The organism is Sphingomonas radiodurans (genome assembly GCF_020866845.1).
Classification (GTDB): Bacteria; Pseudomonadota; Alphaproteobacteria; order Sphingomonadales; family Sphingomonadaceae; genus Sphingomonas; species Sphingomonas radiodurans.
In genome coordinates this window covers 807,298-820,653 of record NZ_CP086594.1, presented here as the reverse complement: position 1 = coordinate 820,653, position 13,356 = coordinate 807,298, and the positions used below count along the sequence as shown (strand labels likewise).

Genomic DNA, 13,356 nt, shown 5'->3' with positions numbered 1-13,356 from the left:
CTCGGCACCTCCTCAGGGCGAACGGAATAGCGTCAGAAGTAGGGGGGCTTGTGCAGGCCTGCTGGCGAGGTGGTGAAGATCTCGCAGCCGTCGTCAGTGATGCCGATCGAATGTTCGAACTGCGCCGAGAGCGAGCGGTCGCGCGTCACTGCCGTCCAGCCATCTTCGAGCAGCTTCACGTCGGGGCGGCCGATGTTGATCATCGGCTCGATCGTGAAGATCATCCCGGGCTTGAGCTCGGGCCCGGTGCCGGGGCGGCCGACGTGCACCACCTCGGGCGCGTCGTGGAACAGGCGGCCGAGGCCGTGGCCGCAGAAATCGCGCACGACGCCGTAGCGGTGCGACTCGGCGTGGCGCTGGATCGCGTGCGCGACGTCGCCGAGCGTGTTGCCGGGCCTCGCCTGCGCGATGCCGATCATCAGGCATTCGTAGGTGACTTCGACGAGACGGCGCGCCTTCAGGGGCACGTCTCCGATCAGGTACATGCGCGATGAATCGCCGTGCCAGCCGTCGACGATCGGCGTGACGTCGACGTTGACGATGTCGCCCGACTTCAGCGTCTTTTCGCTCGGGATGCCGTGGCAGACGACGTGATTGATCGAGATGCAGCTGCTGTGGGTGTAACCGCGATAGCCGAGCGTCGCGGGAACGCCGCCCTTGGCCTTCACGAAATCGTAGATCAGCCGATCGATCTCGCCGGTGGTGACACCGGGGACCATATGCGCGGCGACCATGTCGAGCGTTTCGGCGGCGATACGCCCGGCGGCGTGCATGCCGGCGAAGGCCTCCGCACCGTGGAGCTTGATGGCGCCGGTTCGGGCGAGCGGGGCGTCGCTGGTGACGGTGACGTAATCGGTCATGACGCGCGATATAGCGTGACGCGGGCGGTTTTGCGAGGCTATGCCAAAGGCCGCATGGAAGCCGAACGCATCTGGACCGCCGCGCTCGTCGTCATCGGCGACGAGATCCTTTCAGGACGCACGCAGGACAAGAATGTCGCGCAGATCGCGCAATGGCTCAACGTCCAGGGCATCCGGCTGGCCGAGGTGCGCGTGGTGGCGGATCGCGAGGAGGCGATCGTCGAAGCGGTCAACACGCTGCGCGCGCGCAACGATTACCTGTTCACCACCGGCGGGATCGGGCCGACGCACGACGACATTACGGTCGACGCGATCGCCGCGGCGCTAGGGGTGGGCGTGGTGCATCATCCCAAGGCGGTGGCGGTGCTGGAGCGCTATTACGCAACGCGCGGCGGAGCGACCGAGGCGCGGCTGCGGATGGCACGTGTGCCCGAGGGCGCCGGGCTGATCGAGAACCGCATGTCAGGCGCGCCGGGGATCCGGGTGGAGAACGTGTTCATCATGGCGGGCGTGCCGCACATCACCGCGGGCATGCTCGATGCGCTGACCGGAACGCTCGAGGGCGGGCGGCCGGTGGTGAGCAAGCAAATCGGCTGTTGGGTGGCGGAGAGCGAGGTCGCCGATCTGCTGCGCGCGATGGAAAAGGCGCACGCCGGAGTGGCGATCGGGAGCTATCCGTTCTTCCGCGAGGGGCGGACCGGGGCGAATTTCGTGGTGCGGTCACCGGATGCGGTGGCAGTCGATGCGTGCATCGCGGATTTGACAGCGGCGCTGGAAGCCGCGGGACATCGGGTTGTGGCGCAAGGCATCTAGCGCGGGGTGGGTTCACGCGGCGCGACGCGCCGAAGCAGCTGCCAATTCGGGTGATTTGCTCCTAAGCGTTGCGCGATGCGCCGCTATCATCGCCGCTACCGACTGCTGGCGGTCGCCCTTGCGGTGCTCGCCGGGTTCGTGGACGCTCTCGGCTTCCTGAGCCTGCGTGGCATGTTCGTATCATTCATGAGCGGCAACTCGACGCGGCTGGCGGTCGGCGCAGCGACGCCGGTTCACGGCAGCCTGTTCGCCGGCGCGCTGATCGCGTCTTTCGTTGTTGGAGTGATGGCGGGGTCAGCGGCCGGGGGCAGGGGCGGCGCATGGCGCAAGCCGGCGGTTCTGGCGCTCGTTACCGCCGGGCTGGTGGTGGCGAGCGTGGTCGATCTGATGATCGGTCAGTCGACCTACCCCACCTTGCTGATGGCGTTTGCCCTGGGCGCGGCGAACACGGTGTTCCAGCGCGACGGTGAGGTGAGCGTGGGCGTGACGTATATGACGGGGACGCTCGTCAAGGTCGGGCAGCATTTGATGGCGGCATTGCAGGGCGGGTCTCGGTTTGGCTGGCTGCCGTATCTGACGTTGTGGCTGGGGCTCGTCGCTGGCGCGGCCATCGGCGCGGCGATCTATCCGGTCGCGGGGCTGCAGGCGTTGTGGATTGCGGCGGGATTTGCGGCGGCGTTGGGGATTGGGGCTGTCGGGCTTGGGCCGGTATCGGATGGGCGGTGAAGTTGGGGGGATTTGTGGCCATGGGTTCGCCTGGCCAGCCCCTCCACCGCGCCCTGCGGGCGCGGTCCCCCTCCCCAAGCGGAGCTTGGGGAGGATTGGTTTGGGGAGGATTGCTCTACGGGATCAGGCGGTCTTCGCGGAGGCGGGTGAATAGTGCGAAGAAGGCGTCGTCGGTGGGTTGGTAGGCGGTGAAGCCGAGGCGGCGGCTTTTGCTCATGTCGGTGACGACCTCGATCGGTCGGCCGAGATCGGCGTCGGTGTGCCACGCGGAGGAGACTCGGGTCAGATCGGGTTCGGCGAGGCCGTGGCGTTCGGCGAGCGCGCGCCAGACGGGGGCAGCGTCTTGCATCTGATGTTCAAGCGGGTCGACCCTGCCGTCGAACGGTGCGGGTTCGAGGCCGAACCAATCGGCGATGCGGCTCCACATCCAGCTCCAGCGGAAGACATCGCCGTTGACGACGTTGAACGCCTGATCGCGTGCTTCCGGGGTGGTCGTCGCCCAGAGAAGGTGTTTGGCGAGCTGGCCGGCGTCGGTCATGTCGGTGAGGCCGTTCCACTGCGCGGCCGAACCCGGGAAGCGGAACGGCTGGCCCGTTTCGCGGCATAGCGAGGCGTAGACGGCGAGCGTCGAGCCCATGTTCATCGCATTGCCGACGGCATGGCCGATCACAGTGTGCGGGCGGTGGACGCTCCAACCGAACCCGTCGCGGGCGGCGGCGGCGAACAGCTCGTCCTCCTGCGCGTAATAGAAGTTCTCGATGTCGAGCCGGGACTGTTCCTCGCGGAACGGGGTCTGCGGCAGCGTGCCTTTGCCATAGGCCTCGAATGGGCCGAGATAGTGCTTCAGGCCGGTGACGAGCGCGACGTGGCGGACGCTGCCGCCGGGGCGGAGCGCGTCGAGCAGGTTGCGGACCATTGCAGCGTTGACGCGAATGTTCTCCGCTTCGCTGCCCTGCCGCGACCAGGTGGTGATGAACACCGCATCGGGGCGCAGATCGGCGAGCGCGGCGGCAGTGCCGGCGGCGTCCTGCAGATCGGCGGCGACTGGCTGTATGCCAGCGCGCGCGGTGGGGCGGCGGGCGAGGCCGTGGACGCTCCAGCCTTCGTTCGCGAGGAGGGTCGCGGTCGCGCTGCCGACGATTCCGCTCGCGCCTACCACCAATGCCGTTCCGGCCATCTTCATGCTCCTGTCGGGGATGGGTACGGCGAGCGCGGCGATCCGCGCTTTCGTCCGACCTGCCCCACCAACGATCCTTCGCGACGCAACGTTCCTGCGGAACGATCCGATCGACCCTGCGCTTGCCTGCCATCTGATCGGAGAAATGTGATGGAAGACCAGCGAGTTTGGGCGTTCGAGGAAAGCCTGTGGACCGGCGATGCCGATCATTATCGCGACCTGATCGACGACGAATGCGTGATGGTGCTGCCCGAGCAGCCATTCGTGATGACCGGCGCGCAGGCGATCGCGGCGGTGGCGGACACGCCGCGCTGGAGCGAGGTGGCGTTCAGCGAGCAGCAGGTGATGCGGCCGCAGGATGGGCTGATCACCATCGCCTACAAGGCCGACGCGACGCGCGGCGACGATGGCGAATATGTCGCTTATTGCACGACCACGATGCGCCGGCTGGAGCATGACGTGTGGCGTGTGGTGCAGCACCAGCAGACGGTGCCGCCGGTGGTTGCCGCCAAGGCTTGATCGATCGTCCGGTCAGCCCGTCGCGCGGGCGCGCGCGGCGAGGCGATCGACCAGCATGATGCGGGCGTTGTGCGCCGGGGCGAACGGATCGGCGGGGTCGGCGAGTTCGTAGCCGGCGCGCTGTTTCAGCTTCGCCAGGAGCGCGTCGCGCGAAGCGGCGGGCGTCTGGACGAGGTCGGCTGCGAGCGCATCGACGATCCACTCGTAATCGGGTGTGGCTGGCAGCACGGCCAAGGTGGCAGCCGCCGCGGTCGGGCGACGGGTCGTGACGGCGGCGGCGGCGTGGCGCATCAGCCGGCCCGCGGTGCCCTCGCGATGCGCCAGCAGGAACAGGCCGAGCCCGATTGCGAAATAGCTCGCCCAGGTGAGCATCCAGCGCAAGTCGGTGGCGAATGGGATGGCAGCGCCCCAAAGGTCGTTTACCGTGGCGCGGACGCACAGCACGATTATGGAAGCCGGCACGACCGTCCACAGCAGGCGCAGCCCGCGGCGACCCATCGCGATCCAGTGACGCGCGGCAATGATCACCATCGCGAACAAGACGGCGCCGGCAGCGGTGCTGATAAGCCGCCGGTCGCTTAGTACGATCGTCACCTCCTCCGGCGTGAGTTCCGAGCGGAGCGTGAACAACAAGTAGGTCGCGGCCCAGAAGGCCAGCGTCCAGGTTAGAAGCGGGGTCGAGAGCGGCCCTCGACTGGCGGGCGCGTGGTTCCATTCATGTGTACCAATCATGCGGCGCGCCTTAGCTCCGACCCGGGCGGGCGCCTAGATTAAAGGACTGTAATACTGCCTCAATTCGTCGCAAACGGAGTTCATCTTAGTCGCCGACAAGCGTGGTGATCCGCTCGATCGCCTCGGCGAACTCCATCTTGAAATCCTGCACGACCTGGCCCGCCGGCCGGACTTGATCGACCAGGCCGACGCCCTGGCCGACGAAATAGGTGACCATCTCGCGCGCGGCGGGATCGCCCTTCTGCGCGGCGAGATCGCAGGCGCGGATCGCAGGTTCGCTGATCAGGCTCTGGTACGGCATCGGCAGCGGGCCGGGCGACGTGGGGCCTTCCCACGCGTCGGTCCAGGCGGAGCGGAGCTGGCGCGAAGGCTTGCCGGTGCGGCTTTTCGAGCGGACGGTATCGCGCGAGGTGGCGGCAACCATCTTCTCGCGGAACACGTCGGAGCATTCGCTTTCGGGGGTCGCGAGCCAGACCGAGCCGGTCCACGCGCCGTCGGCGCCCATCGCCATCATGCCGGCCATCTGCCCGCCGGTCATGATCCCGCCGGCGGCAAGGACGGGGACGCGCTTGCCGTGTGCCTCCAACGCGCGGATGACTTCGGGGATCAGGACGATCGTCGAGACTTCGCCGCAATGGCCGCCGGCCTCGCCGCCCTGGACGACGAGGATGTCGACGCCGGCATCGACCTGCCGGATGGCATGTTCCTTCGCGCCGACCAGCGCGGCGACGGGGACGCCGTGCTTGTGGCCGAGGTCGATCATCGCTTGCGGGGGCACGCCGAGCGCGTTGGCAATTAATTTGATGGGATGGCGGAAGGCGACGTCGAGCATCGCGAGCGCCAGGTTGGGGTCGAAGGGCGCGGGGGCGGCGGAGTCGGCGCGTTCCTCGGGCATGGTGAAATGATGCTTTTCGGCGAGTTCGCCGACGAAGGCGCGGTGCTGGGCGGGCACCTTGTCCATGATCGAGGCGCGGGTGAGGCCCTTGGCGCCGCCGGTGGCGAGGTTCTCCGGGATCAGGACGTCGAGGCCGTAGGGCTTGCCGTCGACATGCGCGTCGATCCAGGCGAGTTCGGTTTCGAGGCTTTCGAGCGTGTGACCAGTTGCGCCGAGCACGCCGAAGCCGCCCGCGCGACTGACCGCGGCGACGACATCACGGCAATGGCTGAAGGCGAGCAGCGGGAAATCGATGCCGAGCATCGCGCAGATCGGTGATTTCATGGGGGCCTCTCCCGTTGTTTTGCCGCGTTGTTGCGGGTCGGGCGGGGAAAGGGAAGGGGTTGAGGTGCGTTTCATCCGTCATGCCGGGCTTGTCCGGGCATCCACGGTGCCGCGTGTCCTAGGTCTGTGGAGTTCGTGGAGGGGTGGATGCCGGCACGAGGCCGGCATGACGTATCCCGTTTGTCACCCCGGCCTTGAGCCGGGGTCCCGCGGCTTCTTGCCGGTTGGAGAAGAAGCGGGATCCCGGCGCAAGGCCGGGATGACGGGAGGGGTTACGACGCTTCGATCGGCGCGACGCCGAGCCGGGGAATGTCGATCGCGGGGCAGCGGTCCATGACGACTTTCAGGCCGGCGGTTTCTGCGCGGGCGGCGGCGGTGACGTTGATCACGCCGAGCTGCATCCACACCGATTTGGCACCGGCGGCGATCGCCTCGTCGACTGCGTCGCCGGCGGCTTCGGAACGGCGGAAGATGTCGACCATGTCGATCGGATCGCCGATCTGACTGAGGTCGCGGAAGATGAATTCGCCGTGGACATGCTCGCCGGTGATCTGCGGGTTGACCGGGATCACGCGATAGCCGTGGTCCTGCAGCTGCTTCATGACGCGGTAGCTCGGCCGATCGGGGCGGTCGGAGGCGCCGACCAGTGCGATCGTGCGGGTTTCTTCGAGCAGGGCCTTGATGTCGGCGTCGGCGGTCAACGGCATGGCGACGGCTCCTGAAAAATGGTCCGCTCGTGCCGCCGACTGACTGTACGGGGCACGACCGGTATCATCCTAACGCGTTGCGACCGAACGGGTTTCGAGCCAATCGGCAACAGCCCGGGCGATCGGGCGAAACGTGGTGTCGGCCGGATCGGCGGCGGGGGGCTCGCCTGCGTCCGATGCAGTGCGGATCGTAATGTCGAGCGGAACCCGGCCGAGGAAGGGGATGCCCAGATCGCGCGCGGCGGTCTCGGCACCACCGCGGCCGAACGGATCGGAAATCTCGCCGCAATGCGGGCAGGCGTAGCCCGCCATGTTCTCGACCAGGCCGATGATCGGCACGCCAGCCTTGTTGAAGAGGTCGATCGCGCGGGTCGCATCGATCAACGCCAGATCCTGCGGGGTCGAGACGATCACGGCGCCGGCGGGGCGGTGCTTCTGGATCATCGTGAGCTGCACGTCGCCCGTACCCGGCGGCAGATCGATCACGAGCGTGTCGGTGACGCCCCAATCGGCGTCGATCAGCTGGCCAAGGGCGCCGGCGGTCATCGGCCCGCGCCAGGCGATTGCCTTGCCCGGCTCGATCAGCTGCCCCATCGACAGCATCGGCACGCCGAAGCGCGTGGCGATCGGGATAAGCACCTTGTCTTTGGCCTGCGGGCGCTCGCCCTCGGCGGCCATGAGGCGCGGTTGCGACGGGCCGTAGATGTCGGCATCGACTAGCCCGACGCGGCGGCCCAGATGCGACAGCGCGATTGCGAGATTCGCGGCGAGCGTCGATTTGCCGACGCCGCCCTTGCCGCTGGCCACCGCGATCAGCTGACGATTGAGGCGTTCGGCGGTCACCACGATGCGCGCGGCCGGGCCGGCAGCCATCCGCACGGCCGCCTCCAGCGCATCGCGCGCGCTGGCATCGAGCCCGGTCGCGTCGAGCACGATGCCGATCCGCTCGCCCTCGATCCTCACCGTTGCGCGGTCACCGGCCACCGCCGCTACCGCCTGTTTCACATCGCTATCGTCCATGATGCGAGGCGATACGCGGCTTCGCAGCCGGTGGGCATAGTTTTTCGTATTCGGCGCACCTATAAAGGTTGGTATGACGATCCTGCCGACGTGGCTGCGCCGACCACCGATCCTGATGAGCGAAACACCAAAGGGCCCATGGGGCACCGGCACTGATGGCAGTGGCGGCAGCGGCGGGAGCAGCGATGGCCCGCGCAACCCGTGGGCAGTTCCACCTGGCAACCGCAAGGGCACGGCCAAGCCGACCGCGCTCGACGAGTTCCTGAAACGCGCACGCGGTGGCGGATCGGGTGGCGGCTTTGGCAGTGGGGGCGGCCCGCAGCTGCCGCTCGGTGCCAATGCGCGTAACCTGTGGCTGATCGGTGTCGGGCTGATCGTCGCGGTGTGGATGATCTTTACCTCATTCCATCAGATCGGGCCGCAGCAGCGCGGCGTCGTCACCTTCCTGGGGCGTTACTCTGGCATGCTCGATCCGGGCATTCGGCTGACGCTGCCGGCGCCGCTGATTTCGGTGCAGAAGGTCGATGTCGATGTGGTGCGCGTCGACGAGTTCCCGCGCGACGGCAGCGAGAATGTGCTGACTGGTGACCAGAACATCCTCGATCTGGCGTACACCGTGCGCTGGCGCGTCGAGAATCCGCGCGATTTCGTGTTCGAGATCCGCGATCCGGTTGAGACGGTGCGGGCGACTGCCGAGAGCGCGATGCGTGCGGTACTTGCGACGACGACTTTGAACGAGGCGATCGGCGCAGGCCGCACGACGATCGAAGCGCGCGTGACGCAGATGATGCAGCAGATCCTGAACGATTATCAGGCGGGCGTGCGCGTGCAGGGCGTATCGATCCGGCAGGCGGCAGCGCCGGCGAGCCTGATCGACGACTTCAATGCGGTGACGGCCGCGCAGCAGGAGGCGGTCGGCGCGCTGAACAATGCGCGTAGCTATTCGCAGCAAGTGATTGCGCGCTCGCAGGGTGAAGCCGCTGCGTTCGACAAGGTTTACGAGCAGTACCGGCTGGCCCCGGAGGTGACGCGTCGACGGATGTATTACGAGACGATGGAGGCCGTGCTGGCCAAGACCGACAAGACGATCGTCGAAACGCCGGGCGTGGCGCCGATCCTGCCGCTCGATCGTGCGCGCAGGGTGACGGAACCGCAGGCGGAGGTCGCGCCAAACGCGCCGCCGGTCGCGCAAACGCCAACGCCGGGAGCGCCACGATGAACCCGGTGATGCGTAACCCTGTCGCGATCGGATTCGCGGCGCTCGGCGCGGTGATCGTCGCCGCGGCCACCTTCGCGATCGTGCCGGAGACGAAGCAAGCGGTTGTGCTGCGGCTGAGCAATCCGGTCGGCGAGCCGGTGAACCAATATGTGCCGGGCCAGGTAATCGGGCGCACCGGCGCAGGTCTGATCGCGCGCATCCCGTTCATCGACAAGATCGTGTGGGTCGACAAGCGCGTGCTCGACGCCGATCTCGACAATACGCTGGTGCTATCGACGGATCAGCTGCGGCTAAACGTCGATGCATTTGCGCGCTTCCGGATCGTCGATCCGCTGCGTGCCGTGACGTCGACCGGCAGCACCTCGAATACCGAGGAGCGTGTGGCGGACCAGTTGCGTCCGTTGCTCGGCACGGCGCTGCGCAATGAGCTGGGCAAGGTGCCATTCTCGGTGCTGCTGAGTCCGGAGCGCGGCAGGGTGATGGATTCGATCCAGGCGTCGTTGCAGCGCGACGCGCGGCAATATGGCGTGACGATCGTCGATGTGCGGATCAAGCACGCCGAGCTTCCCGATGGCAGCCCGCTCGAAAGCGCGCTGCAGCGGATGCGCACCGCGCGCCAGCAGGAGGCGAATACGATCCGCGCGCAAGGCCAGAAGCAAGCGCAGATCGTGCGTGCCGAAGCCGATGCGACCGCCGCGAAAGTATATGCCGAGGCGTTCAGCAAGGATGCCGGCTTCTATGACTTCTATCGTGCGATGCAGTCCTACCGGACCACCTTCGGTGCGGACGGCGGCCCGGCCCCGGGCGGTTCGACCAGCATCATCATGGGTCGCGACAATGCGTATCTGAATCAATTCAATAACCGCTGATCGGCACCGAGGGGGCTGTCCGTTCGTTCATATTCAATCGCCGTTCATCGACTTGGCGGCATTCAGGTTCGGTTCGGTTAGACCCTTTCTGGTTTAGCCCGAGCATATGAGAGGAACATGACGATCGTGCGTTATGCCTATGCGCTGACAGGCGCTCTACTTCTTGGCGGCACTGCCGCTTCGCTGGCGTTGCAGAATCCGGCTACTGCGCAGACCGCGCAGAACGAGCCCGGCTCGATGGAGGCCTCGGCCCCGCGCCCCGGTGCGCCGATGAGCTTCGCCGACATGGTGTCCAAACTTCAGCCGGCGGTGGTGAATATCTCGACCGACCAGCGCGTGACGGTCGCGCAGCCGGCGAACCCGTTCCAGGGCACGCCGTTCGCCGATCTGTTTGGGCAGTTCGGCAATCGCGGCCAGGGCGGCGCCGCGCCGGGCGCCCCACCGGTGACGCGCGAGGCGCAATCGCTGGGATCGGGCTTCATCATCTCGGCGGACGGTTATGTCGTCACCAACAACCATGTTGTCGCGCCGGGCAATCGTCAGGCGACGGTCGAGGCGATCCGCGTCACGCTGCCTGATCGCAAGGAATATGTCGCGAAGCTCGTCGGGCGTGATGCGGCGTCGGATCTCGCACTGTTGAAGATTACCGCTCCGGGCCCGCTGCCATTCGTCAAGTTCGGCGATTCGACGGGCGCTCGGGTTGGTGACTGGGTGGTCGCGATCGGCAATCCATTCGGCCTTGGTGGGACGGTGACCGCGGGAATCGTGTCGGCGGTGCACCGCGTGACCGGGCAGGGCGCGAACGATCGCTTCATCCAGACCGACGCCTCGATCAACCAGGGCAATTCGGGTGGCCCGATGTTCAACCTGAAGGGCGAAGTGATCGGCATCAACAGCCAGATCTTCTCGCAATCGGGCGGCAACATCGGGATCGGCTTCGCCATTCCAGCGGAAGACGCCAAGCCGATCATCGATACGCTGATGAAGGGCCAGACGGTCCAGCGTGGCTATATCGGCGTCAGCATCCAGCCGCTGAACGACGACATTGCCGCAGCGCTGAACCTGCCGAAGAATTCGGGCGAGATCATCGCGCGCGCCGAGCCGGGCGGCCCTGCTGCGAAGGCTGGCGTACGTGCCGGTGACGTCGTGACGAAGGTGAACGGCAAGCAGGTCACGCCCGATACGACGCTGTCGTATCTCGTTGCCAGCGTGCCGCCCGGGCAGCAGGCGCGGCTTGACATCATCCGTGACGGCCGGCCGACCAACGTGACGGTGACCACCGCCACACGGCCACCTGAGGAGCAGCTGGCGCAGGTCGCCGGCGACGACGACAGCTTCTCGACCGACGACGATGCCGCGCCGGGTACACCTGCCGCAAACGGCATCGGCGTGACGGTGCAGCCGCTGACGCCGGCAATCGCGCGCTCGGTCGGCGTTGATTCGACCGTTCAGGGTGTCGTGATCGCGGCGGTCGATCCGTCGTTCGATGCGGGGCAGAAGCTGCGTCGCGGCGACGTGATCGTGTCGGTGAATTCGATTCCAGCCCGCGCGGCGGCGGACGTGCAGCGTGGTGTCGCGGCGGCAAAGGCCGCGGGTCGACCGCAGGTGCTGCTGTCGGTGGTGCGTGGGCGCAACCCACCGGTCTTCATCGCGGTGCGGATCAAGTAAGCTCGTAACTCGACTAACGTGACGGGGCCTCGCACCACGGTGCGGGGCCCCGTTTCGTTTGTGACGGGCGGGCATCTCGACGGCGGTTTATGCTGACGGCTATGGGTGTCTTACGGGGAGACTTCATGACCGACACCATCTTCATCGGCGCGAGTGCGGGCGGGGCGGATCGCCAGGCGCTGAACCTGCGGCGCGCGAACCGGCACGGGCTGATCGCGGGGGCGACCGGCACGGGGAAGACGGTGACGGTGCAGGGGATCATCGAGGGGTTCTCGGCGGCGGGCGTGCCGTGCTTCGTGGCGGACGTTAAGGGCGACCTGTCGGGGCTCGCGATGCCAGGCTCGCCGCAGGGCAAGACGCATGCGACCTTTGCTGAGCGTGCGGCTGCGATCGGGGATGCCGAGTGGGCCTATGCCGATACGCCGGTACAATTCTGGGATCTGTACGGCGAGCAGGGGCATCCGATCCGCACCACCGTGTCGGAGATGGGGCCGCTGATGATCGCGCGGCTTCTCGGGCTCAACGAAGTGCAGGAGGGGGTGCTCGACATCGCCTTCCACGTTGCTGACAAAGATGGGCTGCTGCTGCTCGACCTTGACGATCTTCAGGTGATGCTGACGCATTGCGCCGAGCGTGCGGCCGAGTTGACGACGACATACGGCAACGTCTCAAAGCAATCGATCGGGGCGATCCAGCGGTCGCTGCTCCAGCTGCGCGGGCAGGGGGGCGAGAACTTTTTTGGCGAGCCGGCGCTCGAGCTGACCGACTTCATCGGTACCGACGATCGTGGGCGGGGGATCGTCAACATCCTTGCGGCGGACAAGTTGATGGCGGCCCCCAAGCTGTATGCGACGTTCCTGCTGTGGCTTTTGTCCGAATTGTTCGAGACGCTGCCGGAGATCGGCGATCCCGACAAACCGACGCTGTGCTTCTTCTTCGACGAGGCACATCTGCTGTTCGACGATGCGCCCAAGGCGCTGACCGACAAGATCGAGCAGGTCGTGCGGCTGATCCGATCGAAGGGCGTGGGCGTATATTTCATCACGCAGAACCCGATCGACATTCCCGACACGGTCGCGGGGCAGCTCAACAATCGGATCCAGCACAAGCTGAACGCCTTCACGCCGCGCGATCAGGCGGCGGTGCGGAGTGCGGCAGAGACGTTTCGCTCCAACCCGGGCGTGGATGTGGCGACCGCGATTACCGAGCTGAAGATCGGCGAGGCGCTGGTGTCGTTGTTGCAGCCCGATGGATCACCGTCGCCGGTGCAGCGGACGTTGATCAAGCCGCCCGCCAGCCGGGTGGCGCCGGTGAGCAAGATCGAGCGCGGGGTGATTATCGAGATCGATGCGGTCGGGGCGAAGTACGACACGGTAATCGATCGGGAGTCGGCGGAGGAATTGCTGGCGGCGAAGACTGCGGAGGCGGCGGCTGCTGCGGCTGAGGCTCGCGCTGATGGGGACGAGGCGAAGGCGGCGGCGGTTCGGGCGAAGGAGGAGGCGCGCGCCGCCAAGGAAGCGGAGCGGGCGCGGATCGCGGCTGAGAAGGAGCAGGCGAATTCGCCGTGGAACCGGGCGGTGACGACGGCGACGCGGGCGGCGAGTTCGTCGATCGGGCGGCAAGTGGCGAACGAACTGGGGAAGCAGGTGTTCGGGAGCGGGCGGGGGCGCAAGGGTTCGGGTGGGTTGATGGGGACGGTGTTGCGGGGGGTGCTGGGCGGGTTATTTCGGGGGCGGTGATCGGTGTCGTTCCCCTCCCGCTTGCGGGAGGGGTTAGGGGAGGGGATGTCCATTCGCCTCGTTGGGTGACACTTGCGGACAGGCCCTC

Annotated in this window: 13 protein-coding genes; 7 read left to right on the top strand and 6 right to left on the bottom strand. The window is 66.9% G+C overall.

What is annotated here, in order from left to right:
• Positions 1-32: 32 nt before the first annotated feature.
• Positions 33-860, bottom strand: a complete 828-nt coding sequence (gene map / locus LLW23_RS04005; RefSeq protein ID WP_228947493.1) for a type I methionyl aminopeptidase — start codon at positions 858-860, stop codon at positions 33-35.
• A 54-nt stretch (positions 861-914) separates the two neighbouring features.
• Here map and LLW23_RS04000 point away from each other — a divergent pair, with 54 nt between their 5' ends.
• Together LLW23_RS04000 and LLW23_RS03995 are read left to right on the top strand one after the other, a co-directional pair.
• Positions 915-1,673 (top strand): competence/damage-inducible protein A, encoded by a 759-nt coding sequence (locus LLW23_RS04000; protein WP_228947492.1) that lies wholly within the window; start codon positions 915-917, stop codon positions 1,671-1,673.
• A gap of 75 nt (positions 1,674-1,748) precedes the next feature.
• Complete coding sequence (locus LLW23_RS03995; protein WP_228947491.1) at positions 1,749-2,399, top strand: YoaK family protein; 651 nt, start codon at positions 1,749-1,751, stop codon at positions 2,397-2,399.
• 115 nt (positions 2,400-2,514) lie between these two features.
• Here LLW23_RS03995 and LLW23_RS03990 read toward each other — a convergent pair whose 3' ends face one another.
• Entirely contained in the window at positions 2,515-3,576 is a 1,062-nt protein-coding gene (locus LLW23_RS03990) for an SDR family oxidoreductase (RefSeq protein WP_228947490.1), read from the bottom strand.
• Positions 3,577-3,726: 150 nt separating this feature from the next.
• Between LLW23_RS03990 and LLW23_RS03985 the strand changes: the two genes are divergently transcribed.
• Positions 3,727-4,095 carry a DUF4440 domain-containing protein gene (locus LLW23_RS03985; protein WP_228947489.1) on the top strand — a complete coding sequence of 123 codons (369 nt, stop codon included), beginning with the start codon at positions 3,727-3,729 and terminating at the stop codon, positions 4,093-4,095.
• A 12-nt stretch (positions 4,096-4,107) separates the two neighbouring features.
• Here the strand turns inward: LLW23_RS03985 and LLW23_RS03980 are convergent, their stop codons facing one another.
• The 4 genes from LLW23_RS03980 to LLW23_RS03965 all read right to left on the bottom strand — a co-directional run bounded on the left by LLW23_RS03980 (position 4,108) and on the right by LLW23_RS03965 (position 7,773).
• Entirely contained in the window at positions 4,108-4,827 is a 720-nt protein-coding gene (locus tag LLW23_RS03980) for a hypothetical protein (RefSeq protein WP_228947488.1), read from the bottom strand.
• Positions 4,828-4,912: 85 nt separating this feature from the next.
• Positions 4,913-6,046, bottom strand: coding sequence for an NAD(P)H-dependent flavin oxidoreductase (locus LLW23_RS03975; protein WP_228947487.1), 1,134 nt, complete (start codon positions 6,044-6,046; stop codon positions 4,913-4,915).
• Between the two features lie 272 nt (positions 6,047-6,318).
• Positions 6,319-6,753, bottom strand: coding sequence for a CoA-binding protein (locus LLW23_RS03970; RefSeq protein ID WP_228947486.1), 435 nt, complete (start codon positions 6,751-6,753; stop codon positions 6,319-6,321).
• A gap of 69 nt (positions 6,754-6,822) precedes the next feature.
• A complete protein-coding gene (locus LLW23_RS03965) occupies positions 6,823-7,773 on the bottom strand; it encodes an Mrp/NBP35 family ATP-binding protein (RefSeq protein ID WP_270049248.1) in 951 nt (316 codons plus the stop codon).
• Positions 7,774-7,846: 73 nt separating this feature from the next.
• Between LLW23_RS03965 and hflK the strand changes: the two genes are divergently transcribed.
• From hflK to LLW23_RS03945, 4 genes are all read left to right on the top strand, one after another.
• On the top strand, positions 7,847-8,992 hold the full coding sequence (gene hflK, locus LLW23_RS03960; RefSeq protein ID WP_228947485.1) for a protease modulator HflK: 1,146 nt from the start codon (positions 7,847-7,849) through the stop codon (positions 8,990-8,992).
• Positions 8,989-9,861 carry a protease modulator HflC gene (hflC, locus tag LLW23_RS03955; protein WP_228947483.1) on the top strand — a complete coding sequence of 291 codons (873 nt, stop codon included), beginning with the start codon at positions 8,989-8,991 and terminating at the stop codon, positions 9,859-9,861. Before hflK ends, hflC begins: the two co-directional genes overlap by 4 nt.
• Before the next feature lie 126 nt (positions 9,862-9,987).
• Positions 9,988-11,529 carry a Do family serine endopeptidase gene (locus tag LLW23_RS03950; protein WP_228948462.1) on the top strand — a complete coding sequence of 514 codons (1,542 nt, stop codon included), beginning with the start codon at positions 9,988-9,990 and terminating at the stop codon, positions 11,527-11,529.
• A 125-nt stretch (positions 11,530-11,654) separates the two neighbouring features.
• Positions 11,655-13,268, top strand: coding sequence for a helicase HerA-like domain-containing protein (locus LLW23_RS03945; protein ID WP_228947482.1), 1,614 nt, complete (start codon positions 11,655-11,657; stop codon positions 13,266-13,268).
• The last annotated feature ends 88 nt before the right edge of the window (positions 13,269-13,356 follow it).

What these genes read in the sequence shown, in the direction of transcription:
- LLW23_RS03975 (WP_228947487.1), bottom strand. Translation starts at nt 6,046, where the DNA reads ATGAAATCACCGATCTGCGCGATGCTCGGCATCGATTTCCCGCTGCTC.
- LLW23_RS03970 (WP_228947486.1), bottom strand. Translation starts at nt 6,753, where the DNA reads ATGCCGTTGACCGCCGACGCCGACATCAAGGCCCTGCTCGAAGAAACC.
- hflK (WP_228947485.1), top strand. Translation starts at nt 7,847, where the DNA reads ATGACGATCCTGCCGACGTGGCTGCGCCGACCACCGATCCTGATGAGC.
- hflC (WP_228947483.1), top strand. Translation starts at nt 8,989, where the DNA reads ATGAACCCGGTGATGCGTAACCCTGTCGCGATCGGATTCGCGGCGCTC.
- map (WP_228947493.1), bottom strand. Translation starts at nt 860, where the DNA reads ATGACCGATTACGTCACCGTCACCAGCGACGCCCCGCTCGCCCGAACC.
- LLW23_RS03985 (WP_228947489.1), top strand. Translation starts at nt 3,727, where the DNA reads ATGGAAGACCAGCGAGTTTGGGCGTTCGAGGAAAGCCTGTGGACCGGC.
- LLW23_RS03995 (WP_228947491.1), top strand. Translation starts at nt 1,749, where the DNA reads ATGCGCCGCTATCATCGCCGCTACCGACTGCTGGCGGTCGCCCTTGCG.
- LLW23_RS03990 (WP_228947490.1), bottom strand. Translation starts at nt 3,576, where the DNA reads ATGGCCGGAACGGCATTGGTGGTAGGCGCGAGCGGAATCGTCGGCAGC.
- LLW23_RS03980 (WP_228947488.1), bottom strand. Translation starts at nt 4,827, where the DNA reads ATGATTGGTACACATGAATGGAACCACGCGCCCGCCAGTCGAGGGCCG.
- LLW23_RS04000 (WP_228947492.1), top strand. Translation starts at nt 915, where the DNA reads ATGGAAGCCGAACGCATCTGGACCGCCGCGCTCGTCGTCATCGGCGAC.
- LLW23_RS03965 (WP_270049248.1), bottom strand. Translation starts at nt 7,773, where the DNA reads ATGGACGATAGCGATGTGAAACAGGCGGTAGCGGCGGTGGCCGGTGAC.
- LLW23_RS03945 (WP_228947482.1), top strand. Translation starts at nt 11,655, where the DNA reads ATGACCGACACCATCTTCATCGGCGCGAGTGCGGGCGGGGCGGATCGC.